Origin of the sequence: Comamonas sp. E6 (genome assembly GCF_001010305.1) — a bacterium.
In the GTDB taxonomy this organism is placed as follows: domain Bacteria; phylum Pseudomonadota; class Gammaproteobacteria; order Burkholderiales; family Burkholderiaceae_C; genus Comamonas; species Comamonas thiooxydans.
On the sequence record NZ_BBXH01000005.1, the window covers coordinates 205,218 to 230,396 of the forward strand.

Genomic DNA, 25,179 nt, shown 5'->3' on the forward strand with positions numbered 1-25,179 from the left:
TCTGCGAGGAAACAGGGTTTGTTCTTAGTCATGTGTAACGTGTTTTTACAAATAGGCCTGGCTTTTGCTCTGGCAGAACATGCCTCTAGAAACCATGACTGCCCCGGCGCAGCGCGCCCAGGATCTGCTGCAGACAGACGTCTTCATTCCTCATATGCGCCAGGTCGGGCGCTGCGAGAGTTCGCTCAGGGAGCTGAATCTGATGTGGCGGCTCATAGAGTCCTCAGCCAAGATGAATTGCCCTCAGGAAGCGCAGGCCTTGTTGCCCATGATGGCCGCCACGCGTGGCGGCTTCGAGCGGCTGGAGCAGGAGCTGGTGCAGTCCATGGTGATGCAGGCGGTGACGGGGGTGACAGCGGGGCTGGCCAGTCAGGCACAGCATCTGATCGATACCCTGGTGCGCAATCTCTACGAGCGCACGGCCGACGTGGGGTTTCTGGCGACCGACGCCATGCTGTGCCAGTTCATGGCCGCAGCGGATGGCGACGAGGCGGCCATCACCCAGCGTCTGCGTGCCTACCGAAGCAAGTACACGGTCTACGCGGACATTCTGCTGCTGGATGCCGAAGGTCGGGTGCGAGCGAGTGCGCGCGAGAGGAGTCAGGCCGCAGATCAGCCATGCCGGGATACATTGATTGCCCGCGCTCTGCAAAGCCCGGGCTTTGTGCAGAGTTTCGGTGCCACCGACCTGCTGCCAGGGCACGGCAGCGCGTTGATCTATGCGCATCGCATGCTGCACGCCGGCAACCGCCAGCCTATTGGCGTGCTGTGCCTGTGTTTTGACTTTGATGGCGAGATGCAAGGCATCTGGAGCGGCCGAGACCGGACAGACGGTAGCGGCGCGCCCGAAGCTCAGACCAGCATCGCCCTGTTGCTCGATGATCGGGGACTGGTGCTGGCCAGCAGCGATCCGCACTGGATTGGTGTGGGTGCGAACGTGCGGCCTCACCGTGATGGTGCGGATTCGCTGTATGTACATGGAGGACGCACCTATCTGGTGCAATCGGCGGCCTCGGCAGGCTATCAAGGCTATATGGGCCCCCAGGGCTGGCGGGCGCAGATCATGACGCCGCTGGAGCTGGCCTTCGGTCTTCAATCGCAAGCAGGTCTGGATGGGCTGGATGCCGCGGTGGCCCAGGGCCTGCTGGCACATGCACATCGCTTCTGCCCACCCCTGCATGCCATACGCAGCGCAGCGGACACCATACGTCGTGTGGTCTGGAACGGCCGCGTCATGACAGCAGGCAAGCAGATGGACAACACGCGGCTGCAGGCCGTGCTGGAGCAGATTGGCGAGACGGGGGCGCGGACCAACGAGGTCTTCTCCCAGTCCATCGATGCGCTCTACGGCACGGTGCTCAACACCGCACTGAGAGACAACAGCCTGTTGACCAGTCTGCTGGTGGATCTGCTCGATCGCAATCTCTATGAGCGTGCCAACGACTGCCGCTGGTGGGCCTTGACGCCGCAGCTGTCCGAATTGCTCGAGGACCTGGCCTTGGGCGAGACGGCCCCGGATCAGGTGAGCGAGGCCTGTGCGCTGCTCACCGCCATTCACGACCTGTATACGGTCTACCAGCAAATCATGGTCTATGACGTTCGCGGCAGGGTCGTGGCCGTCAGTCAGCGAGGCCGCCCCGATGCCGAGATCCGTGGGCTGCTGGGCACCTATATAGAGACGGACAGCCTGCACCAGGTTCTGGCGCTGGGCGGGACCCAGGCCTATCACGTCTCGCCATGGCGCCCTTGTGTTCAGCACGAGGAGGACGGCCCGACCTATGTCTATCACGCGGCCATACGCAATGCCGATGGCGTGGTGCTGGGCGGAATCGGCCTGGTGTTCCATGCACAGCGTGAATTCAAGGCCATGCTTGAGGGCGTGACCGGTGTTCAGGCGGCAGGCGGCAGGCGGGTGGCCTATCTGAACCGCTCGGGCCTGGTCATGTCTTCCTCGGATGTGCAGCTGCAGCCGGGCATGCAGCTGGATCTGCCGCCGCAGATGCTGGCCCTGGCATCTGGACAGAGCATGGCCCGCGCCATGGTGTATCAGGGCCAGTATTGCGTGGTGGCGATCACGGCGGGCAGCGGTTACCGGGAGTTCAAGCGCAGCGACGGCTATAGCGAAGAGGTGCTGGCCTTGTCCGTGCAGGCGTTTGGTGCCGTGCAGGACGATGCGCTGGCGGCCGTCTCTCGCCGCAACACCAGGGTGCAAAGCCTGGCGGCGGCCAGCCAGGGCAGTGCCGCGGGCATGGAGATGGCGACCTTTTTTGTGGGGTGCAGCGTGCTCGCCGTGGATGCTGCCTGCGTGCTCGAGGCTCAGAGTGCCTCGGCCATCGCCCCCGTTTCAGCCGGTCGCTTGCCGCATTGCGTGGGCACGCTGGCGCGGCGCAGCCAAGGGGTTGTGGCTGGCTATGTCTGGGTATTCGATCTGGGGGAGCTGCTTTTTGGCAAGCCCGTGACCAGGACGGCGCAAAGCCAGGTGATCGTGCTGGAGCACAGGGGGCTCAAGCTGGGTGTGCTGGTCAGCGATCTCGAAGGGGTGGCGCGATTCGAGAGCGGGCAGCTGCGACTGGCCCCTGCAATGGCGGGTGCGGCGGATCAGCTGGTTGACCGCTTGATCCGGGCCAATGACGGCGATTTGCTCATCCAGTGCCTGAACGTGGCGGCCCTGGTGCGCATGCTCAAGGCACCGCAGCCGGCGGAGCAGGCTGCTGGCGGCTGAACGGCCGGGCTGCTTATTGAACCGGGAACGGGTTTTTTTCGTCGCGCGGCGCGCTGAAGTCCACGCTGGGCGTGGTCTTGATCTCGTACTGGCCGCGATCCTTGCCTTCGATCCACTTTGGGGGCTTGCCGCGGCCGGTCCAGGTCGCACCACTTTCGGGGTCGTAGTACCTGGCCTCGACCTTTTTCTTTTCTTCAGGCTTCCAGGGGAAAACCTGCTGAGAGGTAAAGCCGAAGGTGGCGATCAGTTGCTTGACGGTGGCCAGGGCTTCCTTGGCTTCGGTGCTGCGCGCTTCTTCGATGCGCTTGTCCAGCGCATTTTTCTGAGCGATGAGTTCTTGATAGCTTGGCATTCTGGATTCCAGAGATAGTGTGAAAGGTCAGCACTGATTGCCGCCTTTGTTATTGTTTTGCAAAACCATTCATTTTGGCGCAAGCGCGAACGCGCCGCATTGTTGATGTTGCGTACACTCAATCTGCAAAGGGGCGCGCATCACTTCGAAGGGCTGCACACATCACTCTGGATGATCCGGCCTGGGGCTCAAGCCTGTTTGTCACCCGTGGCCATGGCCTGCAGGGCCGAGCCCGTCATGCGATAGCGGATCCACTCGGTCTGTGGCAGGGCGCCCAGGCTGTCATAGAACTTGATGGAGGGCGTGTTCCAGTCCAGGCAACTCCATTCAAAGCGGCCGCAGTCCTTTTCCATGGCGATCCGGGCCAGATGCTGGAGCAGGGCCTTGCCGGCGCCGTGGCCGCGGGCGTCAGGCGTGATGTACAGATCTTCCAGATACAGGCCATGCAGGCCCTGCCAGGTGGAATAGTTGAAGAAATACACGGCAAAGCCCACGGCCTGGCCGTCAATCTCGCAGATCAGGCCGAAGACAGCCGGGTTGGCGCAGAACAGCGTGCGACGCACATGGTCGGGCGTGGCCTTGACTTCGTGCTCGGCCTTTTCATAGATGGCGAGTTCGCGTACGAAGTGCAGGATCAGGTCGATGTCTTGCTCGGTGGCGGGGCGGATATGGAGCTGGCTCATTAAATATTAGGAAAAAGTGGCTCAAGCGCTTGATGGTAAAGCGCTCGCAGCTATGGTTTTGTTGTATCAGGCGACCTGGCGCTCGGGCTCGCTCTGAGCCAGAGTCACGGGCAGGAACTGGCACAAGATCTGGAAATGGTCCTCGAAGAACTCGGCCTCCATGCGGGGCAGATCGGCAATCGGCACCCAGCGGGCCAGGGCGGCGTCGTCCGCACCCTGTACCGGAGGCAGGCTGGGCTGCACGCCCAGATCCAGATAGTGCACATGGGTAATGGTACGCCCGCGCAGGCTGCGGTCCGGGTGATCGAAGACCTGCACGGCCTGCAGGGCCGCCAGCAAATCGGCCTCGCTGATGGAGGAGCAGGTTTCTTCACGCAGCTCGCGCATGCAGGATTGCCAGAGGCTGTCGCGCTGCTCGAGAAAGCCGCCGGGCAGCGCCCAGAGGCCCTGGCCCGGCGCATGGCCGCGCTGGATCAGCAACACCTGGTCCTGGCCCTTGGCACGGCAGCGCAGCAGCGCATCCACGGTGACGAACACCGGTGCATAAGGCGCCTTGGCCCAGGCCCGCTTGTAGTCCTGCAGCATATGCCATTCCTTTTGCAGGCGCAGATACAGCGGTGTCTGGGCCCAGCGGCGCAGAAAGTCCAGCGTGCTCTCGGGCATCTGGGAGGAAAGCCTGGCCAGGGCGGCATCCATGGTTTCGGGCGAGGCGCCGCCTTCACCGAAGAAGATTTCGCGAAGCGGAGTGGCGTCGAACTGGCCCAGGCGCGGCAGGCTGATCAGCTCCCAGCCCGGAAAGCGGGCCAGATAGCTGCTGCTGGAGTCCTTGAAATGCCCGACCAGGGCCACGCTCGCGCCCTCGGGCACATGGGCTTGCACGGCTTCGCGTACGGCATGCACCCACAGCGGCTCGTTGTAATAGTCGCGCACGGGCACGCAGCGCACGCGCTCGGCATCCTCTTTCGATAACGCATTGCGCAACATCTGCGCGCGCTCCTGCCAGCTGAACGGGTTTTTGGGATTGGGGGCCTGCCAGGCGCTGCCCAGTACCACCACGACCTGGCGAGCTCGCTCCAGTGCGGCATGCAGCAAGGCCATATGGCCGTTGTGCAGTGGCTGAAAGCGGCCGATCAGCACGGCAGTATGCAGGGGCACGGAGGTGGGCAGGGTCTCGGGTGCGGCGGCGATGACACGCTTGCTGGAGGTGTTGGGACTGGCTTGAGGCATGAGAGCGAAACCCGTACAGAAATCGGCGCCCACAAGGGCAAATATGGATAAAAACGCGCTAAACGTTTACTGGGTAAGCGAAATTAGCTCACTTTTTAATGTTTAACCAGGCCCGGTACGGCCAAAGTCGGCATTCGAGACAGGCTGCCAGGTGCTCGGCCGCACCTAAGGTGCTGCAAGGCTTTGCCAGCTAGTCTCAAGCAGGTGCCGGGCATTGCTACTCGTAGTGTGCCGCAATCGGCATCTGCCGGCCCGTGCCAAAGGCCCGTGGGCGTACTCTGAGCATGGGCGGAGCCTGGCGGCGCTTGTATTCGCTGCGAAACACCAGCTTTTGCACCCGGGCAATGGTCTCGGGCCCGCCGGCCTGGGTGTGCAGCCTGGCCACAAAGGCAGCGGCATGCGCATATTCCTTGCTGGACAGATGCTGGCCCTCGATATGCCATTTGAGAATCTCGTCGAGCACGGCATAGGGCGGCAGGCTGTCCTCGTCCTTCTGGCCGGGAGCCAGCTCGGCCGAGGGCGGCTTGTCGATGATGGTCTGCGGGATCAGCTCGCGGCCAGCATGGCGGTTGATATGGCGCGACAGCTCGAAGACCTCGGTCTTGTACAGATCTCCGAGCAGGCCCAGACCGCCGTTGGTGTCGCCATACAGGGTGCAGTAGCCCACCGAGACTTCGGACTTGTTGCCCGTGGTCAGCAGCAGATGGCCGAAGGCATTGGAAAACTCCATCAGCGTGGTGCCGCGTGCGCGGGCCTGCAGATTCTCCAGCGCCAGGCCCTTGAGCGGCTCGCCAAAGCTGGCCTCGAACTGGCGTGCATAGGTGGTGACCAGCTCCTTGATTGGATGCTCGTAGAGTCTGATGCCCAGATTGCGGCACAGCAGCACGGAGTCGTCGACCGAGCCCGCCGAGGAGTAGCTCGACGGCATGGTGATGCCGACCACGTTGTCCGCTCCCAGGGCATCGACGGCCAGAGCCAGCGTCAAGGCCGAATCGATGCCGCCCGAGCTGCCCACCACCACCTGCTTGAAGCCGCAGCGGCGCGCATAGTCGCGCAGGCCCAGCACGATCTGCTGACGGTAGAACTCCATGGTGGCCAGGCCTTGCGTCGGCACGGCAAGCAAGGCAGTGCCGTCGCAGGCCTGAAACCGGCCCTGCGCATTCAGCTCCAGCGTGCAGACATCTTCCTCGAAGCGCCTGGCTTCAAAAACCAGTCCTGCCTCGGGCTCGACGGCAAACGATGCGCCGTCGAACACGATCTGGTCCTGGCCGCCGATCTGGTTGATGTAGAGGATGGCCAGCTTGTGGCGTGCCGCCGCCTGGGTGAAGATCTCGTGACGCTGCTCGCGCTTGCCCAGGTGGCTGGGGCTGGCGTTGATGCTGATGACCAGGTCGGGGGCCGCATCGCCCATGCGCACGAACGGGTTGGTGGCGTAGTCGGCGCCCTGGTCGTTCCAGCCGTCCTCGCAGACCAGAAAGCCCACCTGGCAGTTGCCCACGCGCAGCACCTTGGCCGTGTCGGCTCCGGGCTCGAAGTGGCGGCGCTCGTCAAAGATGTTGTAGGTGGGCAGCAGTTGCTTGTCGTACTGCAGGCGGATCTGTCCGTTCTTGAGCACCAGCAGGCTGTTGTGCAGCGGTTTGCCGGGGCCATCGTGTCGAGTCGGCGCGCCCACGACCCAGTGCAGATCGGGGAACTGGCACGTGGCCTGCAGCAACTCCTGCAGACCTGCATCCAGTCTTTGCAGAAAGCTGGGCTCGTCCAGCAGGTCGCCGGGGTAGTAGCCGCACAGCGACAGCTCGGAAAACACCACCAGGTCGGCCTGTTCGGCCGCGGCCCTGGTTGCGGCTTCTCTCATGCGGCGGATATTGCCGCTGATGTCGCCCACCATGTAGTTGAGCTGGGCGAGGGTGACTTTCAGCATGGTTTTCTCCAGGGAATCAGGCGGCCTTGGCAGCAGGCTCAGGGATGTTGAAGACCTGGCGCAGATAGGCCAGATAGGTCTCGTCGTTGCACAGCGTCTTGCCGGGCGAGTCCGAAATCTTGGCTACGGGCTGGCCATTGGCATGGGTCAGCTTCATCACGATATTGATCGTGGTCAGTCCCATGTCATTGGTCAATCGCGTGCCTATGCCGAAGCCGCACTGGATGCGATCTGCAAAGCGGTGGTAGAGCGCCAGGGCCGTGTCCAGGTCCAGTCCGTCCGAGAACACCAGGCGCTTGCTCTGCGGCGCAATGCGCAGCTTTTCATAGTGGGCAATGGCCTTCTCGCCCCACTCGAAGGGATCGCCGGAGTCATGGCGCAGGCCGTCGAAGAGCTTGGCAAAGTACATGTCGAAGTCGGCCAGAAAGGCGTCCATGCCCACGGTATCGGTCAGGGCGATACCCAGGTCGCCGCGGTATTCCTGCACCCAGTCCTCGAGGGCGGCCACCTGGAAGTCGCGCAGGCGCACGCCCAGGGCCTGATAGGTCTGCAGATACTCATGGGCCATGGTGCCAATGGGCACCAGGTTCAGGTCGCGAGCCAGCAGCACGTTGGACGTGCCCTTGAACCACTGCGCGGTCTCCTGGGCAAAGGCCTGTACCACCTCGCGCTGCCAGGCTCCCGAGAAGCGGCGGCGCACGCCGAAGTCAAACAGCTCGAAGGGGTTGTGCAGCCTGGCCTCGACAGCCAGATGCTTGAGCTGGGCCAGCTTGACCTGCAGGCGCTTGCGGCCTTCGATCAGGGCGGCCTCGGCATCGAAGCGGCGGAAGTACAGCTCGTTGACGATGGCCAGCACATAGATCTCGAAGCCCATCACATGAACTTGCGGGCCCTTGGCGACGATATGGAGCCGGTCGCCCTCGGCCCAGGCGCGGATGAAGGCACGCTGGAACTGGAAGATGCGCAGAAAGTCGATGAAGTCGCTCTTCATGAAGCGCAGGCCGGCCAGATAGTCCAGCTCGCCCTGGTCAAAGCGCAGACTGCACAGGGCGTCCAGCTCGCGCTCCACCTCGGGCAGCAGCTCGGCCAGAGGGAAGGCGGTGGGCGTGCGGCAGACAAATTCGTACTCGGCCTCGGTCTGGGGGTGGCGGTGCAGCATGGCCTGCCACATCGTGAATTTGTAGAGGTCGGTGTCCAGCAGGCTGGTGATGATGGGCTTCATGCCGTTCTTCTTTTCAAAAATATGAGCTGCTAGCGCTTTATCCATGGGCACTAGAGGCTGATTTGTCTCATAAGCCAAAGCTAGCGCTGGTTTCGCAGCGTACACCGGTTGCACGCATGCGTTGCAGGAAGTCGAGGTGTGCGCCCTCGAATCCGGCGACCGGGCTCATGCAGTCCGTCAGCAGCACGATGCGCGAGTAGTCGTTGCTTTCCCAGTGCTCCACGATGTGCTCGGTGGTGGCGCGCACGCAGTGGCTGCTGGCTTCGCCCGCGATCACCAGGGTGCTGCTCTGGCGCAACTGGGCCAGCAGGGCAGTGTTGAGTCCGGTTTCGCCATCCTGCGGATCGGGAACCTCGGCGCGAATGGCGCTGTAATGCTCGGTCCAGGGGTTCATGCCCTTGAAGACATGGCGGGTGGCTCGGTGCTGCAACTGCTGCCACTGGCGGCAGGCCGCGAGCACGCTGGCATGCATGCCATGGCCCCAGCTGCCGATCTCGCAGTGCAGCGGCCAGACCATCAGGGTGTAGCTGCCCTGGGCCTCCAGCTGATCCAGGTATTGCAGAGTGCGTTCGCGTTCGGCAGCGTTGCGCGGTGCATAGTCGCCAGCACGGACCTGCGCTGCCGTGATCGAGGTGAATGGCAGGACGGCATGCCCATCGCGCTGCTGCCAGAAGGCGGGGTGGGCAATGTCATAAGCCTGATGCGAGTCCAGAGTGATGGTGATCTGGCCCAGCTTGTCTCCCTGGGCTGCCATCCAGCTGCTCAGGCGCTGCATATCGGCATGAGCGCCCGTCACCGGAAGGCTGGGTGCTATCAGCTGATGAGTGTCTGGTGAGCGGGGGCACCAGTCTGCAGGCAGATCGCAGAAGTCGTTTTGCGGGTCAATGATGAGCAGCTGGGTTTGTGGATGACTCATGGTGTTCAGCTTTCATGCGAGATGCAATGTCTGCAGTCTAAAACACTTAAAATATTTTTGCAACTAAGTATTTTTGGATTGATATGAAATAATCAGGCAAGAAAAACGAAGTTGGTAAAAAAATGAATCAAAGCGATGAGCGCAGGGAAGCGGTGCAGGTGAGTGTGGATGTGGTGCTGCTGACCCTGGTGGAGCAGCAGCTGCATGCCGTGCTGCTGCGTCGTCAGGCTGCGCCTTTTGCCGGGGTGTGGGCCTTGCCCGGCGGCTTCATTCATACCGATGAGGATGCGGACGCCAAGGCCAGTGCGGCGCGCGTGCTCAGAACCAAGGTGGGCATAGAAGGTGCGTATCTGGAGCAGTTGGCCACTTTCAGCGGCCCGGCGCGTGATCCGCGCGGCTGGTCGGTGGCAATCGCCTATTGCGCTCTGCTGCCCGTGCAGAACCTGCCCCCCGATCGCTCCGATATCAGCGTGGTGCCGCTCTCGGCTCTGCCGCAACTGCCGTTCGATCACCGTGCCATCCTGGACGCCGCCCTGGAGCGCGTGCGCAGCAAAAGCCTGTATTCCTCCTTGCCCGTGCATCTGTGCGGCGAAACCTTCACGCTGCCGCAGCTGCAGCAGGTCTATGAAAACATTCTGGGCGAGCCGCTGAACAAGGTCAGCTTCAGGCGCAAGATGGACGAGATGGACTGGCTGGAGGTTGTGCCTGGGGCCATGCTGGGTGGCGGGGCGCACCGGCCCGCCCAGCTTTACCGGGCCAAGCCCGGCTTCAGCCAGACGCTGGCGCTGACTGCCCGAGGGCTTTGAGGCCGGTCTGCATGAAAAATGCCTGCACAAGGCAGGCATTTGGGCGGGTGTGCAGCGGAGGGCGGTTAGCTGACTGCGCCAATGCCCAGTAGGGCCAGAATGACGAAGATCACGGCAACGGCAATGAAAATAAAGAACAGGATCTTGGCTATGCCGGCTGCGCCCGCGGCTACGCCGGTAAAGCCGAAAACACCGGCCACCAGGGAGATGATGGCAAAAATAATGGCCCACTTGAGCATCGGAACTCCTTTGTCTGAAGCGATGTTTCAAGCCTAAGTCGCCGGGCGCAGGCTTGCGGTGCTCATTCGGGGGAAATCCTTGTCGGTTTGATCCGACAACAAAAAAGCCACCGCAATGGTTCGCGATGGCTTCTTGATGAGGCTTGAAGGCTCAAGCCCTTGGATTCTCAGGCCCAGTGGGTGTCCGAGTCACTTCAGACCTGCGGCGGCGCGCAGCAGGGCTGCCTTGTCGGTGCGTTCCCAGGTGAACTCGGGCTCTTCGCGGCCGAAGTGACCGTAAGCTGCAGTCTTGCTGTAGATGGGGCGCAGCAGATCCAGCATCTGGATGATGCCCTTGGGGCGCAGGTCGAAATGCGCAGCCACCAGCTTGGCGATTTCCGCATCGGGAATCACGCCCGTGCCTTCGGTGTACACGGTGATGTTCATGGGGCGGGCCACGCCGATGGCGTAAGCGACCTGGACCTGGCACTGGCGCGCCAGACCGGCGGCTACCACGTTCTTGGCCACATAGCGGGCGGCGTAGGCGGCCGAGCGGTCCACCTTGGTTGGATCCTTGCCGGAGAAGGCACCGCCGCCATGGGGGCAGGCACCGCCGTAGGTGTCCACGATGATCTTGCGGCCGGTCAGGCCGCAGTCACCCTGAGGGCCACCCACGACGAAGCGGCCCGTGGGGTTGATCAGGTACTTGGTCTCTTGCAGCCAGGCCGAAGGCAGCACGGGCTTGATGATTTCCTCAATGATGGCTTCGGTGAAAGATGCCTTCATCTTGGTTGCCGTTTCCGACTGATCGGGGCTGTGCTGGGTGGACAGCACCACGGTGTCGATGCTGTGGGGCTTGCCATCCACATAGCGCAGGGTCACCTGGCTCTTGGCGTCGGGGCGCAGGAAAGGCAGACGGCCATCCTTGCGCAGCTGGGCCTGGCGTTCCATCAGGCGGTGCGCGTAATAGATGGGCGCCGGCATCAGCTCGGGTGTTTCGTCGCAGGCGTAGCCGAACATCAGGCCCTGGTCGCCAGCGCCGGTATTCAGCTCGTCATCGCTGGCCTTGTCCACGCCCTGGGCGATGTCCTGGCTTTGCTTGTCGTAGGCGACGAGTACCGAGCAACCCTTGTAGTCGATGCCGTATTCGGTGTTGTCGTAGCCGATGCGCTTGATGGTGTCGCGTGCGACCTGGATGTAGTCCACATTCGCACCGGTGGTGATTTCACCGGCCAATACCACCAGACCGGTGTTGGTCAGTGTCTCGGCAGCCACGCGGCTGTGCGGGTCTTGGGTGAAAATAGCGTCCAGAATCGCGTCAGAGATCTGGTCGGCAACCTTGTCGGGGTGGCCTTCAGAAACCGATTCCGAGGTAAACAGAAAATCGCTGTTCGCCATTGATATAACTCCTTGTAGCTTGGGCAATTGCGTTGCCCGAGCTTCGAAGTCTGGCGAACGCTTTAGCAGTTTTGTTTTTACGTCGCCCTGCAAGTTGCTCTTTAACTCAGCGACCCCGCTATTCTAATGCCTTCCCTGTTTCGACTGTTTGCTGCACTGCCTTTATGGCTATTGCATGGCCTTGGCGCTGCCATGGGGTGGGTGACCTGGGCGCTATCTCCCACCTATCGGCGCCGATTTGCGGCCAACGCCGCCCAGGCTGGCTATGCATTTGCCCAGGTCAGGGCTGCGGTGGGACATGCGGGTCGCATGGTGTTCGAGATGCCGCGTATCTGGCTGGGCCAGTTGCCGGATTGCGATATCGTCAATGGAGCCGTGGCCGAGCAGGCCTATGCGCGTGGCAAGGGCATTGTGTTTCTTACGCCACATCTGGGTTGCTTCGAGATGTCCGTGCAGGCCGCGGCGCGGCGCTGGTCGGATCGGCATGGCGCAATCACCGTGCTTTACCGCCCCGCACGCCAGGGCTGGCTGGCCGAAATTCTGGAAACCGCGCGCAATCGTCCTGGCGTTCAGGCCGTTCCCACCACCCTCGCGGGTGTGCGTCAGATGATCAAGGCGCTGCGCCAGGGGGCGGCTGTGGGGCTGCTGCCTGATCAGGTGCCGCCCAACGGTCTGGGCATCTGGTCGCCTTTTTTCGGCCGTGATGCGTATACGATGACATTGGCGGCACGTCTGGTGCTGCAAACCGGGGCCACGGTCATCGTGGCGCGGTGCGAGCGCAAGTCCTGGGGGCGGGGCTACACGCTGTATCTAGAGGAATTGCCTGTGCCCGAATCTCAATCGCTGGAAGCCACCGTGGCGCTGATCAATCACGCCATGGAAACCACCATTCGTCAGTCTCCGCAGCAATACCTGTGGGGCTATGGCCGCTACAAGCAGCCGCGTGAAGACAAGCAACTCTCGGGGGAGAAGGCATGAGCGCCAGCAAGATCGCCATCGGCTTCATGCATGTGCTGGCCAAGCTGCCCCTACCCGTGCTACGTGGCCTGGGCAAGTTTGTGGGGCGTGTGCTGTTTGTGGTGGCGGGCCAGCGCCGGCGCATCGCGCTGCGCAATTTCGAGCTGTGCTTTCCCGATGTGCCTGAGGCGCAGCGCAAAGCCTGGGCGAAAGAGTCTTTTGAGGTCTTTTGCCAGACTTTTCTCGACAGAAGCTGGTTGTGGTTCGGCTCCGAGGAGCTGGTGCGCAGCCGCGTCAAGCTGGTCGGGGCCACGCATGAACTGGAGGGCGATACGCCCACCATCGTCTTCGCACCGCATTTCTACAGCATGGATGCCGGTGGCCTGGCCCTGCCGCTCAATACCGAGCGCGAGTTCACCTCCATCTTTGCCACCAATCCCGATCCGGACCTGGATGCCTGGTTCATGAATGGCCGTCAGCGCTTCGGCAATGTGAAGATGCTCAATCGTGCCGATGGCGTCAAGCCCATCATCCAGTGCCTGCGCAAGGGCGGGCTGCTGTATCTGCTGCCCGATATGGACTATGGCAAGAACGATTCGGTGTTCGTGCCCTTTTTTGCGGTGGAAAACACGGCCACGATTCCCTCGCTTTCGCGCTTTGCGCGTCTGGGCAAGGCCAAGGTGGTGGCGCTCTACAACCGCATGACGCCTGAAGGCTATGTGGCCGAGCTGACGCCGGCCTGGGAGAACTTCCCGACTGACGACCATGTGGCCGACACCGCCCGCATGAACCGCGAGCTGCAGGCCGCCATCATGACCATGGTGCCGCAGTATTACTGGGTGCACAAACGCTTCAAGACGCGCCCCGATGGCGAGCCATCGCTGTACTCCGGGAAATAGACGTTAAATCGTTTCCATGCCTGATGGCATGGGCGCCAGAGGCTTCCTTTTCAGGAGCGAGCTGGCGCTGTAAGAAACTCCGCCAGAGCGCGCTGCACGGCCTCCGGCCTCTCGTGGACCACCCAGTGGCTGCAGCCCCGGAGATGCTCTATCTCCAGCTGAGGCACCCATCGCTCCAGCCCATGCAGCAGGGCGGGCTGCAGTGCCAGGTCGCTATCGCCCCAGAGAATGCGCACCGGCACAGGGATGTGCAGCATTTCATCGGGCAGGCTGAGCTCGCGAATGTCCTGCAGCTCATCGGCGCTGCCGCCGGGTCGGGGCGGCACCAGCGGGCTGGCCGCGTAGAACATGCAGGCGCCGTGCACGCCCAGATCCCAATGCTCGCGGTATTGCTGCTGACGCTCGGGCGTCAGCCATGCGGGCATGCTGCCGTCGGGGTTCTGAAAGAATCCCAGCATGCGCTGCCAGCCGTTTTCGGCCAGCAGCTCGGGGGCGTCGGGCCGGCGCAGAAAATGCATGTACTGGCTGGCGGACTGCTGCACGGGATTGGACTGCAGCTCCCGCAAGAAGCTGCCGGGATGCGGGGAGTTGAGTATGAGCAGCCGCTCAAGCTGCTGGGGATAGCGGTTGGCCAGGCCCCAGGCCACGGCACCGCCCCAATCATGGGCAATCACGCAGGCAGCGCGCTTGTCACGACTCTCCAGCGCAATCAGGGCGGCAAGGTCCTCCACCAGGTATTTGGCACGGTAGTCGCTGATGGACGTGGGTTGGCTGGAGCGGCCATAGCCGCGCAGATTGGGTGCCACGCAGCGGTAGCGGCTGCCGAATTGCTCAAGCAGCCCATCCCAGATGAAAGCGCCTTCGGGGAAACCGTGCAGAAACAGCAACAGGGGCTGACCCGGCTCGCCGCTGGTGCGGCATTCCAGTTCAACCCCTGTGGACAGGGTATGCATGCAAGTCGTGACCATGAAGCTCTCCTTTTTGTAGCTTCTGGCGCTTGCAAGATAAGCGCCTATGGCTGATTTTGCGCAGGTGTCTCGTCTGCGGGCGTCGCTTGGGTGACGGGAGCCGCCTGGGGCAACCCCTCGGGGTGGCACCAGTGCCACAGCAACTGGGCCACATCGTCCACGCCCTGCTTTTTGAGGGCAGAGAACAGACGCACCTCGCCACCGCCCGCATTGAGCTTGGTGATGGACAGGATCTTGGCCTGCTCGGCGCGGGTCAGCTTGTCGGCCTTGGTCAGCACGATGAGGAACTTCAGGCCTTGCTCCACGCGTGGGCGGATGGCATCCAGCAGGGCTTCGTCGAGTTCGGTCAGGCCCAGGCGCGGGTCGCACAGCAGCACCACGGCGGAGAGGCTTTCGCGGCTCATCAGATAGTTGAGCATGACGCGCTGCCAGCGCTCCTTGTCGGTGCGGGAGACGGCAGCGTAGCCATAGCCGGGCAGGTCGGCCAGCACGGCGTCGGTCACGCCCTGCTTGCCCAGCGCAAACAGGTTGATGTGCTGGGTACGGCCGGGCTTCTTGGAAGCGAAAGCCAGCTGCTTTTGCTGGGTCAGCGTATTGATGGCGGTGGACTTGCCGGCGTTGGAGCGGCCAACGAAGGCAATCTCGGGAACGTCGACCTTGGGCAGCTGGTTGAGCTGGGCCGCGGTCGTGAAAAAGCGCGCGGTGTGCATCCAGCCCATCGCAAGCTTGCTGTCGATCAAAGAAAGTGTTTTTCCGGCAGTGGTATCCGGGGAAGCATGGGTCATGACGGTAACTATTTCAGGGAGGCCCATTGTAGAATTTGACGGATTCGCGCTCTCAACAATAGACCCAGCCCCTTGATATGAAGTTGCTTGCCTCTTTGCTGACTGCTGCCATTTTCGCAGCACCTGCCTTCCCCGCATTTTCGGCGGGAGAAACACCTGTGAAGGCGGATGCTGCCAAAGGGCAAGCCAGTTATGGGGCGGTTTGCGCCGCCTGTCACGCCGCAGACGGCAATTCCACCATTCCCCTGCAGCCCAAGCTGGCCGGCCAGCACCCCGAGTATCTGGTCAAGCAGCTGCGCGAGTTCAAGGATGGCAAGCGCAACGACCCGGTGATGAAGGGCTTCGCTGCCACGCTCAGCGATGGCGATATGCAGAACATTGCGGCCTGGCTGCATACCCAGGCACCCAAGAACGGTTTCTCCAAGGACAAGGACTCCATCGCCCTGGGTGAACGCATTTACCGCGGTGGCATTCAGGAGCGCCAGATTGCCGCCTGTGCGAGCTGCCACAGCCCCAACGGCTCCGGCATTCCGGCCCAGTACCCGCGTCTGTCGGGTCAGCATGCGGAATACACCGTGAAGTCGTTGACGGACTTCCGCGACGGCAAGCGCAGCAATAGCATTCCCATGGCCCAGGTTGCTGCCAAGCTTAATGATCGCGAAATCAAGGCCGTGGCAGACTATATAGCTGGCTTGCGTTAAAAATCCTTTTCATCAGATGCGCGGGTGACTCCGGGAACTTTCAGGCATCTGGCACCCCCCAAGTCAGGCGGGCCCATCGGCTAGTTCAGCAGATGGCCCGCCTTTTTGCGTTCGGCTCTATCTCATCCTCATGTCAGACCTTCCACTTCGCGATCGTGACTCCTCTCGCTCACAGGCAGTGCGCGCGACTCTGGAGTTGCTGGCCTCCATGCGCTTTGCGATTTCACTGCTCACAGTGATCTGCATCGCATCGGTCATCGGCACGGTGCTCAAGCAACATGAACCGCTGGTCAACTATGTCAACCAGTTCGGTCCCTTCTGGGCGCAGCTGTTTCTGGCGCTGAAGCTCAATGCGGTCTACAGCGCCTGGTGGTTTCTGCTGATTCTGGCCTTCCTGGTCATCAGCACCTCGCTGTGCGTGAGCCGCCATGCTCCCAAATATCTGGCCGACATCCGCAACTACAAGGAGAACCTCCGCGAGCAAAGCCTCAAGGCCTTCCACCATCGCGCCGAGGCGGATGTGGCTGGCAGCACCGAAGAGGCGGCCAAGCGCATCGGCCAGCAACTGGTGTCTGGCGGCTGGAAGGTCAAGATGCAGCAGCGCGACACGGCGGCCGGGCCCGGTACCGGCTGGATGCTGGCAGCCAAGGCAGGTGCGGCCAACAAGCTGGGCTATATCGCCGCGCATTGCGCCATCGTGCTGATCTGCATTGGCGGGCTGTTTGACGGCGATCTCATCGTGCGGGCCCAGATGCTGCTGGGCGGCAAAACGCCTTATACCGGCGGCGGCATGATCTCGGACGTGGCGCCCGAGCATCGTCTGTCGATCAAGAATCCGACCTTCCGCGGCAACCTCATGGTGTCCGAAGGCACGCAGTCCGGTACTGCGATCCTGAATCAATCGGATGGCATCTTGCTGCAAGATCTGCCATTTTCGGTGGAACTCAAGAAATTCATCGTGGAGTACTACTCCACCGGCATGCCCAAGCTGTTCGCCAGCGATATCGTCATCCACGACCGAGCCACCGGCGAGAAGCTGGAAAAGCGCGTGGAAGTGAACCATCCGGCCAGCTACAAAGGCATAGAGATCTACCAGAGCAGCTTCGATGACGGCGGCTCCAGCGTCAAGCTGCATGCCGTGCCCATGGACGGCGTCTCCCAGCCTTTCGACGTGGAGGGCGTGATCGGCAACTCCACCGAGTTCGTGCGCAAGCTGGCCGATGGCCAGCAGGACAAGGTGACGCTGGAGTACACGGCGCTGCGCACCATCAATGTGGAGAACTTCGGCGGCCAGGACAAGGGCGGTGCCGGCACCGATGTGCGCAAGGTCGATCTGAAGCAGGCCATCGACGAGCGTCTGGGCGCTGCCCACAAGACCACGGACAAAAAGGATTTGCGCAATATCGGCCCCAGCGTGGGCTACAAGCTGCGCGATGCCTCGGGTCAGGCGCGCGAGTTCCAGAACTATATGCTGCCCGTTGACACGGGCGAGGGCCAGCCCGTCTTCCTGCTTGGCGTGCGTGAGAATCAGGCCGACCAGATGCGCTATCTGCGCGTGCCTGCCGATCCTGAAGGCACGATGAACACCTTCATGCAGCTGCGTCAGGCCATGCAGAACAAGGCCCAGGCCGAGAAGGCGGCGCGCGCCTATGTGCAGCGGGCGGTCGATGTCTCCAAACCCGAGCTGGCCGAGCCGCTGACGCAGTCCGCTCTCAAGGCGCTGGAGCTGTTTGCCGGTCAGGACGTCAAGCTCAAGGCTCCCGATGGCCGTCAGCTCGGTGGCCTGCAGGCGATATCGGACTTCATGGACAGCAATGTGCCCGAGGCCGAGCGCGAGCGCGCCGGCGAGGTGCTGGTGCGGATTCTCAACGGCGTGCTGTTCGAGCTGGCCCAGCAGGTGCGCCAGCAGGCAGGGCTCAAGCCTTTCGAGAACGACGAGAAGACCCAGGCCTTCATGACGCAATCGGTGTTCTCGCTCAGCGACGCGCAGTTCTACCCGGCGCCCGTGGTCTTCATGCTGCAGGACTTCAAGCAGGTCCAGGCCAGCGTGTTTCAGGTGGCGCGTGCCCCTGGTAAAAACATTGTTTACCTGGGTTGCCTCTTCCTGATCATCGGCGTTTTTGCCATGCTGTACGTGCGTGACCGCCGCATCTGGATCTGGCTGACCCCTGCGAATGATGGCAGCCATGCGAACATGGCCTTGTCCACCAACCGCAAGACCATGGATGGCGACCGCGAGTTCGTCATGCTGGCCGACAAGCTGATCGGGGCCAAGCCCTTACAAAAGAAGACTCCCGGAGGTTCTGTATGAACACCGCAACCACGACATTGACTCTGAACGAAGGCTATTTCGCCCGCCGCAACTGGTTTGACTGGTTGTTCGCGGTCGTGGTGGCCGTGGGCCTGGGCTATGCGCTGCAGCGCTACGCCGCCTATATGGATGTGTATGAGAAGGGCATTTTGCTGGCGACCATCCCGGCCATGATCTGGATGGGCTGGTTCTGGCGCCCGCTGGCGGTGCTGATGCTGACCGTGGCCGGCTTCTCGCTGATGGCCATCGGTCTGTACCAGGGAGGAGATGGCGGCGAACTGGCACGGTCGGAGACCGTCTTCGGCCTGAAGTACTTCCTCTCCAGCCAGTCCGCCATCCTGTGGATGAGCATGGTGTTCTTCATCAGCACGGCGTTCTACTGGATAGGCGTGTTTGCCAAGGGCGAGCGCTCGGTCATGTCGCTGCTGGGCTCGCGCCTGGCCTGGCTGGCTGTCGCCATGGCACTGATCGGCACCATGGTGCGCTGGTACGAGAGCTATCTGCTGGGCCCGGACATCGGTCATATCCCCGTCAGCAATCTCTATGAAGTGTTCGTCATGTTCTGCTGGATGACGGCCATCTTCTATCTGTACTACGAGCAGCATTACGACACGCGTGCCCTGGGCGGCTTTGTGATGCTGGTGGTCAGCGCGGCCGTGGGCTTTCTGCTCTGGTACACGCTGGTGCGCCAGGCCCATGAGATTCAGCCCCTGGTGCCGGCTCTCAAGAGCTGGTGGATGAAGCTGCATGTGCCCGCCAACTTCATAGGCTACGGCACGTTTGCGCTGTCTGCCATGGTGGCGTTTGCCTATCTGATCAAGCAGCAGGCCACCGAGACCAAGTGGTACAAGCTTGCGCCGCTGTGGCTGCTGGGCGTGGTGCTGTGCTTCGAGCCCATCGTCTTTCGCAAGGGTGCGACCGAGAACGGCGGCAGCTACTGGATGGTGTACTTCGGCATCTCGGCCCTGATCGTGGCCGGCATCCTGCTCTCGCGCAAGCGCATTGCGGCCCGTCTGCCCTCGTTCGAGATTCTGGACGACGTGATGTACAAGGCCATCGCCGTGGGCTTTGCCTTCTTCACCATCGCCACCGTGCTCGGCGCTCTGTGGGCGGCCGAGGCCTGGGGCGGCTACTGGAGCTGGGACCCCAAGGAAACCTGGGCGCTGATCGTCTGGCTCAACTATGCAGCCTGGCTGCATATGCGCCTGATGAAGGGCCTGCGCGGCACGGTGTCTGCCTGGTGGGCACTGGCGGGTCTGGCCGTCACCACCTTTGCCTTCCTGGGCGTGAACATGTTTCTGTCGGGCCTGCACAGCTACGGCGAGCTGTAGGCCGCGTAACAAGCACTCCAAAAAACAGGAGCTGCTTGCGCTGATTGAATAAGGATTTCAGGTTGAAAGCAATCTGAAACCATTGATCATCAAGCGCAAGAAGCTCCTTTTTTATTAAGCACTTCGGGGGAACTTTGCTGACGCTGAGGGCTTCCAAATCGCACTACTCTTGATTGTCGTTTGGGAGCATTCCTATGCTGATTCGTCACAGCAACCAAGGCTTCGAGCATCCACTAGGCAGCGAGATCACGCCTCGGATCCAATACCTGCAGCGCCGGGACTTTCTGCAGACCCTGGCCATGGGGGCGGCGGGCGCCACCTTGGCCGGCTGGGCCGGCCGCAATGCATGGGCGGCGACCGAGCGAAGCAGCCTGCCGCCTCTCAAGGGCCAGCCCAGCAAGCTTGCCGGGGCCATGACGGTAGAGGCCGCCACGGCCTACAAGGACGCCACGGGCTACAACAATTTCTACGAGTTCGGGCTCGACAAGGACGACCCGGCGCGTCATGCCGGCACGCTCAAGACCCGGCCCTGGACGGTGCGCATCGAAGGCCTGGTGCAGAAGCCGCAGACCCTGGACATCGACAGCCTGCTCAAGCTCGCGCCCATGGAAGAGCGCATCTACCGCCTGCGCTGCGTGGAGGGCTGGTCCATGGTCATCCCCTGGGTGGGCTACTCGCTGTCCGAACTGCTCAGGAAAGTGCAGCCGCTCTCCAGTGCCAAGTATGTGGAATTCGTCACCCTGGCCGACAAGGCCCAGATGCCCGGGCTCAGAAGCGGCGTGCTGGACTGGCCCTATACCGAAGGCTTGCGGCTGGATGAGGCCATGCACCCGCTGACGCTGCTGGCCTTCGGCATGTACGGCGAGGTCCTGCCCAACCAGAATGGTGCGCCGTTGCGCCTGGTCGTGCCCTGGAAATATGGATTCAAGAGCGCCAAGTCGCTGGTGGCAATCCGCCTGACCGACAAGGAGCCCGGCACAGCCTGGAACAAGGCGGCACGCAACGAGTACGGCTTTTATTCGAATGTGAATCCCGAGGTCGATCATCCGCGCTGGAGCCAGGCCACCGAGCGGCGCATCGGTGAGGGCGGGCTGTTCGCCAAGCGCCGCAAGACTCTGCTGTTCAACGGCTATGGCGATCAGGTGGCGTCGCTGTATGCGGGCATGGACCTGAAGAAGTTCTACTGATGCAGGCCTGGTTGCTCAAGCCCTGGGCCAAGCCACTGGTCTTCATGCTGTGCCTGCTGCCTTGTGCATGGCTGTTATATGCGGCGTTCACCGACGGGCTGGGGGCCAATCCGGCCGAAGCCCTGCTGCGCAGCACGGGCGACTGGACCCTGCGTTTTCTCTGCATAGTGCTGGCGGTGACGCCGCTGCGCCAGATCAGCGGCTGGAATCTGCTGGTGCGTTACCGGCGCATGCTGGGCCTGTATGTGTTCTTCTACGCCTGTCTGCACCTGCTTTGCTATGCCTGGTTCGACATGGGGCTGGACTGGGGCGATATCGTGGCCGATATTCCCAAGCGCCCGTTCATCTTGGTGGGTTTCAGCACCTGGCTGCTGCTGCTGGTGCTGGCCGTCACCTCGCCAAAGTTCATGCTCAGGGCTCTGGGCGGCAAGCGCTGGCAATGGCTGCACCGAGCAGTCTATGTGGCGGTGCCGCTGGCCTTGCTGCATTTTTTCTGGATGCGCGCTGGCAAGAACAATTTTGGCGAGGTGGCCGTCTATGCAGCCATTCTCGGTAGCTTGCTTGGCTGGCGAGTGCTGCGTGCACTCAGAAGCAATCAACCTGCCACGGCGCGCAGCGGCGGACGTACCTGACGCGAGATCGGGTCGATCTCTGCCGAAGGAAGCTGGTAAGCGCGCTGGTCGAACAGGTCGATGCCGCATTGCAGGCCTTCGAGCCAGTTGAACAGGTCGCCAATCGCCTGTTTGCCCATGATGGGAGCGCCATGCTGGGGAACAATCATGTCTATGGGCAACTGCCGTGCCATCTGCACCCATAGTCTCAAAATCTTGTTGGAGACCATGTAGCGGCGGTGAAAGCCTTCCATGCGTGCAATATGCGGGGCGAGGTCGGTGACGGGCTTCTGCGCTTCTGCGCCGGTGGTCAGAGAGACGCCCAGGTCGCCCGTGAACAGAATCTTGCTGATCGGGTCGTAGAAGTGGAAGTTGCCCTCGGCATGGAGAAAATGCGCGGGCAGCAGCACCAGCTCGCTGTGGCCCAGAGGCAGGCGTCCGCCCGAGTCAGGTACGCCAATGACGCGGTTTTCCGTTTTGCCCACCTTGGTGAAGTGCGGTGCAAAGCGCTCCCAGATGCGCGAGATAACCAGTTGTGCGCGCGTGCTGCTCATCCAGCGATCCAGCGAGGCGATGATGTCCGGGTCGGCATGTGAGGCAATCAGATAGGCGAGCTTTTGCGGCGGGAAATGTCGCGACATGCCCATGAACAGCTCGTTGAAAGCCAGGTTGCCACCGGGATCAATGATGGCGCCCGTGCCGTTGTCCACGATCAGGAACTGGTTGGCCTGAATCGCCTGACCGTCCTCCTCGATGAGGTCGGTGAACATCAGACAGACGTGGTTTTTGTCGCGATAGAGCTCAATGGACATGGCAGTTTGTCAAAGGACAAGATGCCATCACTCTAGAGAGTAAGTCCGGGCGCCATGTTGATGTGCATCAAGCCTCAGGGCTTGGCATCGGTCTGGGGAATCTCGTTGGCCTCTATCGGCGTGGCTTTCTTTGCAGGTGTTGCTGCGCTGGAAGGCTTGGTGGAAATGCCCAGCGTTTCGGGCAGCGTGGCGCGACCCTGCGCCGCAGGATCTGTAGGCAGATAGAGCGGGCCTTTTTGCCCGCAGGCGGAAAGTGCTGCCAGGGACGCCGCACAAGCCGCAAGGGCAATGCTCCTGACTAAAATTTGGTTGGCTTTCAACATGGGCAAATTGTAATGACTGACCTTGAATATCTGGATCGCGCCGACCAACTTCTGCTGGCTGTGGAGCAATGCTGTGATCGCATCAATGACGAAACCGATGCCGACCTTGATGCCCAGCGTGTGGGCGGCATGGTGACTTTGGTGTTTGCCAATCGCAGCCAGATTGTCATCAACCAGCAAAAACCCCTGCATGAAATCTGGCTGGCGGCCAAGGCAGGCGGCTTTCACTATCGCTTTGACGAAGACAAGAAAGTCTGGCTGGACACCAAGGGTGCTGGCGAGTTCTTTGCCAATCTGACGCAATATGCAAGCGAGCAGTCGGGCATGGCTCTGGAGTTCAAGGCCCTGGCCTGAACATTCAGGGTGCTGGAATAAAAAAGCCTGCCTCGATGAGAGGCAGGCTTTTTGCTTTGCGAGGGCTTAGTTTCTGAACAGGTCCAGAATGCGGCTGCGCTCCTCTGCGGCTGGAGGCTGGGTGGCACCCGGGCCTGCGTTGCCAGGATCGGAGGCGCCTTCCATACCGAGGCTGGAGACGCCGCCGTTGCGGGCGTTTTCTTCGTAATACCAGTCGCCGCCCATATTGACCACGCCGGGCGGGGTTTGCACTTCGGCCACCGGAACACCCTTGAGTGCGTGTTGCATGAAATTGATCCAGATGGGCAGGCTCAGGCCGCCACCTGTTTCGCGCGAACCCAGGTTGCGCGGGGTGTCGTAGCCAATCCAGGAGACAGCGGCAATGCTGGGCTGGTAGCCGGCAAACCAGGCGTCCACCGAGTCATTGGTGGTGCCGGTCTTGCCATACAGGTCGGGGCGCTTGAGTGTGGCCTGGGCACGTGCAGCCGTGCCCACGCGTGCCACATCATTGAGCAGGGTGCCGGTGAGGAAGGCATTGCGCTCGGGGATGGCCTGGGGCAGCTCCTTCACCGCTGGTGGGGTGAACTCGGAGAGGATGCGACCCTTGTGGTCTGTCACTCGGGCAATCAGCCAGGGGTTGATGCGATGGCCGCCGTTGGCAAACACCGAATAGGCTCCCGCCATCTGCAGCGGCGTGACGGAACCGGCGCCCAAAGCCATGGTCAGGTAAGCGGGCTGTTTGGCGGCTTCAAAGCCGAAGCGCGTCGCCCATTCCTGCCCGGTCTTGGGGCCGATGGCCTGCAGCAACCGGATGGAGATCATGTTCTTGGACTTGTTCAAGCCCGTGCGCATGGTCATGGGACCGTCGTAGCGGCCGTCGTAGTTCTTGGGCTCCCAGGGCTGACCACCGGTGGTTGCCGCACTGAAGAAGATCGGTGCGTCATTGATCATGGTGGAGGGCGAGAAGCCGTGCTCCAGCGCCGCCGAGTAGATGAATGGCTTGAAGCTGGAGCCGGGCTGGCGCCAGGCCTGGGTCACGTGGTTGAACTTGTTCTTTTCGAAGTCGAAGCCACCGATCAGCGCGCGGATGGCGCCGGTTTGCGTGGACATGGCCACAAAAGCGCCTTCGACTTCGGGCAGCTGGGTGATTTCCCAGGCACCCTTGGCGTTCTTGATGGCGCGGATCACGGCACCGGGGCGGATCTTGATATTGGGCGGTGCCTTGGGGCTGAGACCAGATTCGGCGGGCTTGAGGTTGTCGCCCGTGATCTCGAAATGGGTACCGTCCGCACGGGCCGCGACAATTTTGCGCGGCGAGGCTTCCAGCACCACGGCCGCAACCACATCGCCGTTGTCGGGATGGTTGGCCAGGGCATCGTCGATGGCGTCTTCCAGCTCCTGAGCGTTGACTGGCAGAGTGATGAACTTCTCGGGGCCGCGGTACTTCTGGCGGCGTTCGTAGTTCATGATGCCTTCGCGCAAAGCCTTGTAGGCAGCCTCCTGTTCACCGGCATTGAGGGTGGTGTAGACGTTCAGGCCGCGGGTATAGGCGTCGCTGCCGTATTGGGCAAAGATCAGTTGACGGGCCATTTCAGCCACGTACTCTGCATGTACACGGGTCGAATTGGCGGCAGTACGCAGCTTGAGCGGCTCTTCGCGGGCCTGCTTGGCCTGCTCTGCGGTGATGAAACCGTTTTCCTCCATGCGCTCGATGATGTAGAGCTGGCGGATGCGGGCGCGCTTGGGGTTGCTGATCGGGTTGTAGGCCGATGGAGCCTTGGGCAGGCCGGCCAGCATGGCGGCTTCGGCCACCGTGATGTCCTTGAGCGGATGGCCGAAATAGGCTTCACAGGCTGCTGCAAAGCCATAGGCACGGTTGCCAAGGAAAATCTGGTTCATGTAAATCTCGAGGATCTGCTCCTTGGTGAGCAAGTGCTCAAGCTTGAAGGTCAGCAGGATTTCGTAGATCTTGCGGGTATAGGTCTTCTCGGAAGAGAGGTAGACATTGCGTGCAACCTGCATGGTGATTGTGGAGGCGCCCTGGCTCTTGACCTTGCCCAGGTTGGCCAGCGCAGCACGCAGCATGCCCTTGTAGTCCACGCCGCCATGCTCGAAGAAGCGGGTGTCTTCGATGGCCAGCACGGCATCCGTCATGACCTTGGGGATCTCGTTGATGGGCGTCAGGGTGCGACGTTCCTCCCCAAACTCTCCCAGCAGAGCGCCTTCGCTGGAGTAGACCCGCAGCGGTAGCTTGGGGCGGTAGTCTGCAAGTTCGGAGACGTCTGGAAGATTGGGGTAAGCCATGGCCAGCGCCACGGCCACGGCCAGCAAAACGGCCAGGGCAGCGGCGACGGCAATTCCGATCAGCCAGAAAATGGAGCGCGGCAGCCAGTGCATGCGTTTTTTGGGAGTTTGAGATCCAGGCGCAGGTGCCTGGTGAGCAGAATGTTCTGATGGCGGCATTTCGCAGTATTG

Annotated in this window: 23 protein-coding genes; 10 read left to right on the forward strand and 13 right to left on the reverse strand. The window is 61.9% G+C overall.

Annotated elements, in window-relative coordinates; all coding sequences use genetic code 11:
• The first annotated feature begins 79 nt into the window (after positions 1-79).
• A complete protein-coding gene (locus tag CSE6_RS01965) occupies positions 80-2,722 on the forward strand; it encodes a chemotaxis protein CheW (RefSeq protein ID WP_233425100.1) in 2,643 nt (880 codons plus the stop codon).
• Positions 2,723-2,735: 13 nt separating this feature from the next.
• Here the strand turns inward: CSE6_RS01965 and CSE6_RS01970 are convergent, their stop codons facing one another.
• The 6 genes from CSE6_RS01970 to CSE6_RS01995 all read right to left on the reverse strand — a co-directional run bounded on the left by CSE6_RS01970 (position 2,736) and on the right by CSE6_RS01995 (position 9,043).
• Positions 2,736-3,074 (reverse strand): H-NS family nucleoid-associated regulatory protein, encoded by a 339-nt coding sequence (locus CSE6_RS01970; protein WP_034357382.1) that lies wholly within the window; start codon positions 3,072-3,074, stop codon positions 2,736-2,738.
• Positions 3,075-3,262: 188 nt separating this feature from the next.
• Positions 3,263-3,757 (reverse strand): GNAT family N-acetyltransferase, encoded by a 495-nt coding sequence (locus tag CSE6_RS01975; protein WP_059439783.1) that lies wholly within the window; start codon positions 3,755-3,757, stop codon positions 3,263-3,265.
• A 66-nt stretch (positions 3,758-3,823) separates the two neighbouring features.
• The gene (locus tag CSE6_RS01980; protein WP_052052681.1) at positions 3,824-4,984 is read right to left on the reverse strand and encodes a bifunctional nicotinamide-nucleotide adenylyltransferase/Nudix hydroxylase; all 1,161 of its coding nucleotides are present in this window, start codon (positions 4,982-4,984) and stop codon (positions 3,824-3,826) included.
• Between the two features lie 217 nt (positions 4,985-5,201).
• The gene (locus CSE6_RS01985; RefSeq protein WP_059439784.1) at positions 5,202-6,905 is read right to left on the reverse strand and encodes an NAD+ synthase; all 1,704 of its coding nucleotides are present in this window, start codon (positions 6,903-6,905) and stop codon (positions 5,202-5,204) included.
• Positions 6,906-6,921: 16 nt separating this feature from the next.
• Positions 6,922-8,127, reverse strand: a complete 1,206-nt coding sequence (gene pncB, locus CSE6_RS01990) for a nicotinate phosphoribosyltransferase (protein ID WP_034409050.1) — start codon at positions 8,125-8,127, stop codon at positions 6,922-6,924.
• Positions 8,128-8,194: 67 nt separating this feature from the next.
• Positions 8,195-9,043, reverse strand: coding sequence for a cysteine hydrolase (locus CSE6_RS01995; RefSeq protein WP_059439785.1), 849 nt, complete (start codon positions 9,041-9,043; stop codon positions 8,195-8,197).
• 122 nt (positions 9,044-9,165) lie between these two features.
• Between CSE6_RS01995 and CSE6_RS02000 the strand changes: the two genes are divergently transcribed.
• Positions 9,166-9,849: an NUDIX domain-containing protein gene (locus CSE6_RS02000; protein WP_034357388.1), complete on the forward strand. Its 684-nt coding sequence runs from the start codon at positions 9,166-9,168 to the stop codon at positions 9,847-9,849.
• A 65-nt stretch (positions 9,850-9,914) separates the two neighbouring features.
• Here the strand turns inward: CSE6_RS02000 and CSE6_RS02005 are convergent, their stop codons facing one another.
• Entirely contained in the window at positions 9,915-10,088 is a 174-nt protein-coding gene (locus tag CSE6_RS02005) for a DUF1328 domain-containing protein (RefSeq protein WP_034357389.1), read from the reverse strand.
• A gap of 189 nt (positions 10,089-10,277) precedes the next feature.
• On the reverse strand, positions 10,278-11,465 hold the full coding sequence (metK, locus tag CSE6_RS02010; protein WP_034357390.1) for a methionine adenosyltransferase: 1,188 nt from the start codon (positions 11,463-11,465) through the stop codon (positions 10,278-10,280).
• Positions 11,466-11,591: 126 nt separating this feature from the next.
• On the opposite strand from metK, the gene CSE6_RS02015 reads away from it, so the two are divergent.
• Both CSE6_RS02015 and CSE6_RS02020 read left to right on the forward strand, forming a co-directional pair.
• Positions 11,592-12,443, forward strand: a complete 852-nt coding sequence (locus tag CSE6_RS02015) for a lysophospholipid acyltransferase family protein (protein WP_034357391.1) — start codon at positions 11,592-11,594, stop codon at positions 12,441-12,443.
• Complete coding sequence (locus tag CSE6_RS02020) at positions 12,440-13,321, forward strand: lysophospholipid acyltransferase family protein (RefSeq protein WP_034357393.1); 882 nt, start codon at positions 12,440-12,442, stop codon at positions 13,319-13,321. Before CSE6_RS02015 ends, CSE6_RS02020 begins: the two co-directional genes overlap by 4 nt.
• 50 nt (positions 13,322-13,371) lie before the next feature.
• On the opposite strand, the gene CSE6_RS02025 is transcribed toward CSE6_RS02020, so the two are convergent.
• Complete coding sequence (locus CSE6_RS02025) at positions 13,372-14,289, reverse strand: alpha/beta fold hydrolase (RefSeq protein ID WP_059439786.1); 918 nt, start codon at positions 14,287-14,289, stop codon at positions 13,372-13,374.
• A 44-nt stretch (positions 14,290-14,333) separates the two neighbouring features.
• The gene (yihA, locus tag CSE6_RS02030; protein WP_034357397.1) at positions 14,334-15,074 is read right to left on the reverse strand and encodes a ribosome biogenesis GTP-binding protein YihA/YsxC; all 741 of its coding nucleotides are present in this window, start codon (positions 15,072-15,074) and stop codon (positions 14,334-14,336) included.
• Positions 15,075-15,151: 77 nt separating this feature from the next.
• Here yihA and CSE6_RS02035 point away from each other — a divergent pair, with 77 nt between their 5' ends.
• The 5 genes from CSE6_RS02035 (at position 15,152) to CSE6_RS02055 (ending at position 21,236) form a co-directional block, all read left to right on the forward strand.
• Positions 15,152-15,775, forward strand: coding sequence for a c-type cytochrome (locus CSE6_RS02035; RefSeq protein ID WP_034357400.1), 624 nt, complete (start codon positions 15,152-15,154; stop codon positions 15,773-15,775).
• 130 nt (positions 15,776-15,905) lie between these two features.
• Positions 15,906-18,086: a cytochrome c biogenesis protein ResB gene (locus CSE6_RS02040; protein WP_034390597.1), complete on the forward strand. Its 2,181-nt coding sequence runs from the start codon at positions 15,906-15,908 to the stop codon at positions 18,084-18,086.
• Positions 18,083-19,417 (forward strand): c-type cytochrome biogenesis protein CcsB, encoded by a 1,335-nt coding sequence (gene ccsB / locus CSE6_RS02045; RefSeq protein ID WP_003058739.1) that lies wholly within the window; start codon positions 18,083-18,085, stop codon positions 19,415-19,417. The genes CSE6_RS02040 and ccsB overlap by 4 nt, the downstream gene beginning before the upstream one ends.
• 194 nt (positions 19,418-19,611) lie before the next feature.
• Positions 19,612-20,604 carry a protein-methionine-sulfoxide reductase catalytic subunit MsrP gene (gene msrP / locus CSE6_RS02050; protein WP_059439787.1) on the forward strand — a complete coding sequence of 331 codons (993 nt, stop codon included), beginning with the start codon at positions 19,612-19,614 and terminating at the stop codon, positions 20,602-20,604.
• Positions 20,604-21,236 carry a sulfite oxidase heme-binding subunit YedZ gene (locus CSE6_RS02055; protein ID WP_034390601.1) on the forward strand — a complete coding sequence of 211 codons (633 nt, stop codon included), beginning with the start codon at positions 20,604-20,606 and terminating at the stop codon, positions 21,234-21,236. Before msrP ends, CSE6_RS02055 begins: the two co-directional genes overlap by 1 nt.
• Here the strand turns inward: CSE6_RS02055 and CSE6_RS02060 are convergent.
• Positions 21,200-22,027: an MBL fold metallo-hydrolase gene (locus CSE6_RS02060; protein WP_059439788.1), complete on the reverse strand. Its 828-nt coding sequence runs from the start codon at positions 22,025-22,027 to the stop codon at positions 21,200-21,202. The two genes, CSE6_RS02055 and CSE6_RS02060, sit on opposite strands and share 37 nt — an antisense overlap.
• 74 nt (positions 22,028-22,101) lie before the next feature.
• On the reverse strand, positions 22,102-22,350 hold the full coding sequence (locus CSE6_RS02065) for a lipoprotein (protein WP_059439789.1): 249 nt from the start codon (positions 22,348-22,350) through the stop codon (positions 22,102-22,104).
• A 12-nt stretch (positions 22,351-22,362) separates the two neighbouring features.
• Here CSE6_RS02065 and cyaY point away from each other — a divergent pair, with 12 nt between their 5' ends.
• The gene (cyaY, locus tag CSE6_RS02070) at positions 22,363-22,704 is read left to right on the forward strand and encodes an iron donor protein CyaY (protein ID WP_003061987.1); all 342 of its coding nucleotides are present in this window, start codon (positions 22,363-22,365) and stop codon (positions 22,702-22,704) included.
• Between the two features lie 66 nt (positions 22,705-22,770).
• On the opposite strand, the gene CSE6_RS02075 is transcribed toward cyaY, so the two are convergent.
• Positions 22,771-25,101 carry a penicillin-binding protein 1A gene (locus CSE6_RS02075; RefSeq protein ID WP_034381532.1) on the reverse strand — a complete coding sequence of 777 codons (2,331 nt, stop codon included), beginning with the start codon at positions 25,099-25,101 and terminating at the stop codon, positions 22,771-22,773.
• Between the last annotated feature and the right edge of the window lie 78 nt (positions 25,102-25,179).

Coding starts and splice junctions, on each gene's coding strand:
- CSE6_RS02025 (WP_059439786.1), bottom strand. CDS start 14,289: ATGGTCACGACTTGCATGCATACCCTGTCCACAGGGGTTGAACTGGAA.
- CSE6_RS02075 (WP_034381532.1), bottom strand. CDS start 25,101: ATGCACTGGCTGCCGCGCTCCATTTTCTGGCTGATCGGAATTGCCGTC.
- pncB (WP_034409050.1), bottom strand. CDS start 8,127: ATGAAGCCCATCATCACCAGCCTGCTGGACACCGACCTCTACAAATTC.
- CSE6_RS02035 (WP_034357400.1), top strand. CDS start 15,152: ATGAAGTTGCTTGCCTCTTTGCTGACTGCTGCCATTTTCGCAGCACCT.
- CSE6_RS01970 (WP_034357382.1), bottom strand. CDS start 3,074: ATGCCAAGCTATCAAGAACTCATCGCTCAGAAAAATGCGCTGGACAAG.
- CSE6_RS01975 (WP_059439783.1), bottom strand. CDS start 3,757: ATGAGCCAGCTCCATATCCGCCCCGCCACCGAGCAAGACATCGACCTG.
- CSE6_RS02060 (WP_059439788.1), bottom strand. CDS start 22,027: ATGTCCATTGAGCTCTATCGCGACAAAAACCACGTCTGTCTGATGTTC.
- CSE6_RS02005 (WP_034357389.1), bottom strand. CDS start 10,088: ATGCTCAAGTGGGCCATTATTTTTGCCATCATCTCCCTGGTGGCCGGT.
- CSE6_RS02020 (WP_034357393.1), top strand. CDS start 12,440: ATGAGCGCCAGCAAGATCGCCATCGGCTTCATGCATGTGCTGGCCAAG.
- CSE6_RS02015 (WP_034357391.1), top strand. CDS start 11,592: ATGCCTTCCCTGTTTCGACTGTTTGCTGCACTGCCTTTATGGCTATTG.
- CSE6_RS02055 (WP_034390601.1), top strand. CDS start 20,604: ATGCAGGCCTGGTTGCTCAAGCCCTGGGCCAAGCCACTGGTCTTCATG.
- CSE6_RS01985 (WP_059439784.1), bottom strand. CDS start 6,905: ATGCTGAAAGTCACCCTCGCCCAGCTCAACTACATGGTGGGCGACATC.
- CSE6_RS02000 (WP_034357388.1), top strand. CDS start 9,166: ATGAATCAAAGCGATGAGCGCAGGGAAGCGGTGCAGGTGAGTGTGGAT.
- CSE6_RS02065 (WP_059439789.1), bottom strand. CDS start 22,350: ATGTTGAAAGCCAACCAAATTTTAGTCAGGAGCATTGCCCTTGCGGCT.
- CSE6_RS01995 (WP_059439785.1), bottom strand. CDS start 9,043: ATGAGTCATCCACAAACCCAGCTGCTCATCATTGACCCGCAAAACGAC.
- metK (WP_034357390.1), bottom strand. CDS start 11,465: ATGGCGAACAGCGATTTTCTGTTTACCTCGGAATCGGTTTCTGAAGGC.
- msrP (WP_059439787.1), top strand. CDS start 19,612: ATGCTGATTCGTCACAGCAACCAAGGCTTCGAGCATCCACTAGGCAGC.
- CSE6_RS01980 (WP_052052681.1), bottom strand. CDS start 4,984: ATGCCTCAAGCCAGTCCCAACACCTCCAGCAAGCGTGTCATCGCCGCC.
- CSE6_RS02040 (WP_034390597.1), top strand. CDS start 15,906: ATGTCAGACCTTCCACTTCGCGATCGTGACTCCTCTCGCTCACAGGCA.
- ccsB (WP_003058739.1), top strand. CDS start 18,083: ATGAACACCGCAACCACGACATTGACTCTGAACGAAGGCTATTTCGCC.
- yihA (WP_034357397.1), bottom strand. CDS start 15,074: ATGACCCATGCTTCCCCGGATACCACTGCCGGAAAAACACTTTCTTTG.
- CSE6_RS01965 (WP_233425100.1), top strand. CDS start 80: ATGCCTCTAGAAACCATGACTGCCCCGGCGCAGCGCGCCCAGGATCTG.
- cyaY (WP_003061987.1), top strand. CDS start 22,363: ATGACTGACCTTGAATATCTGGATCGCGCCGACCAACTTCTGCTGGCT.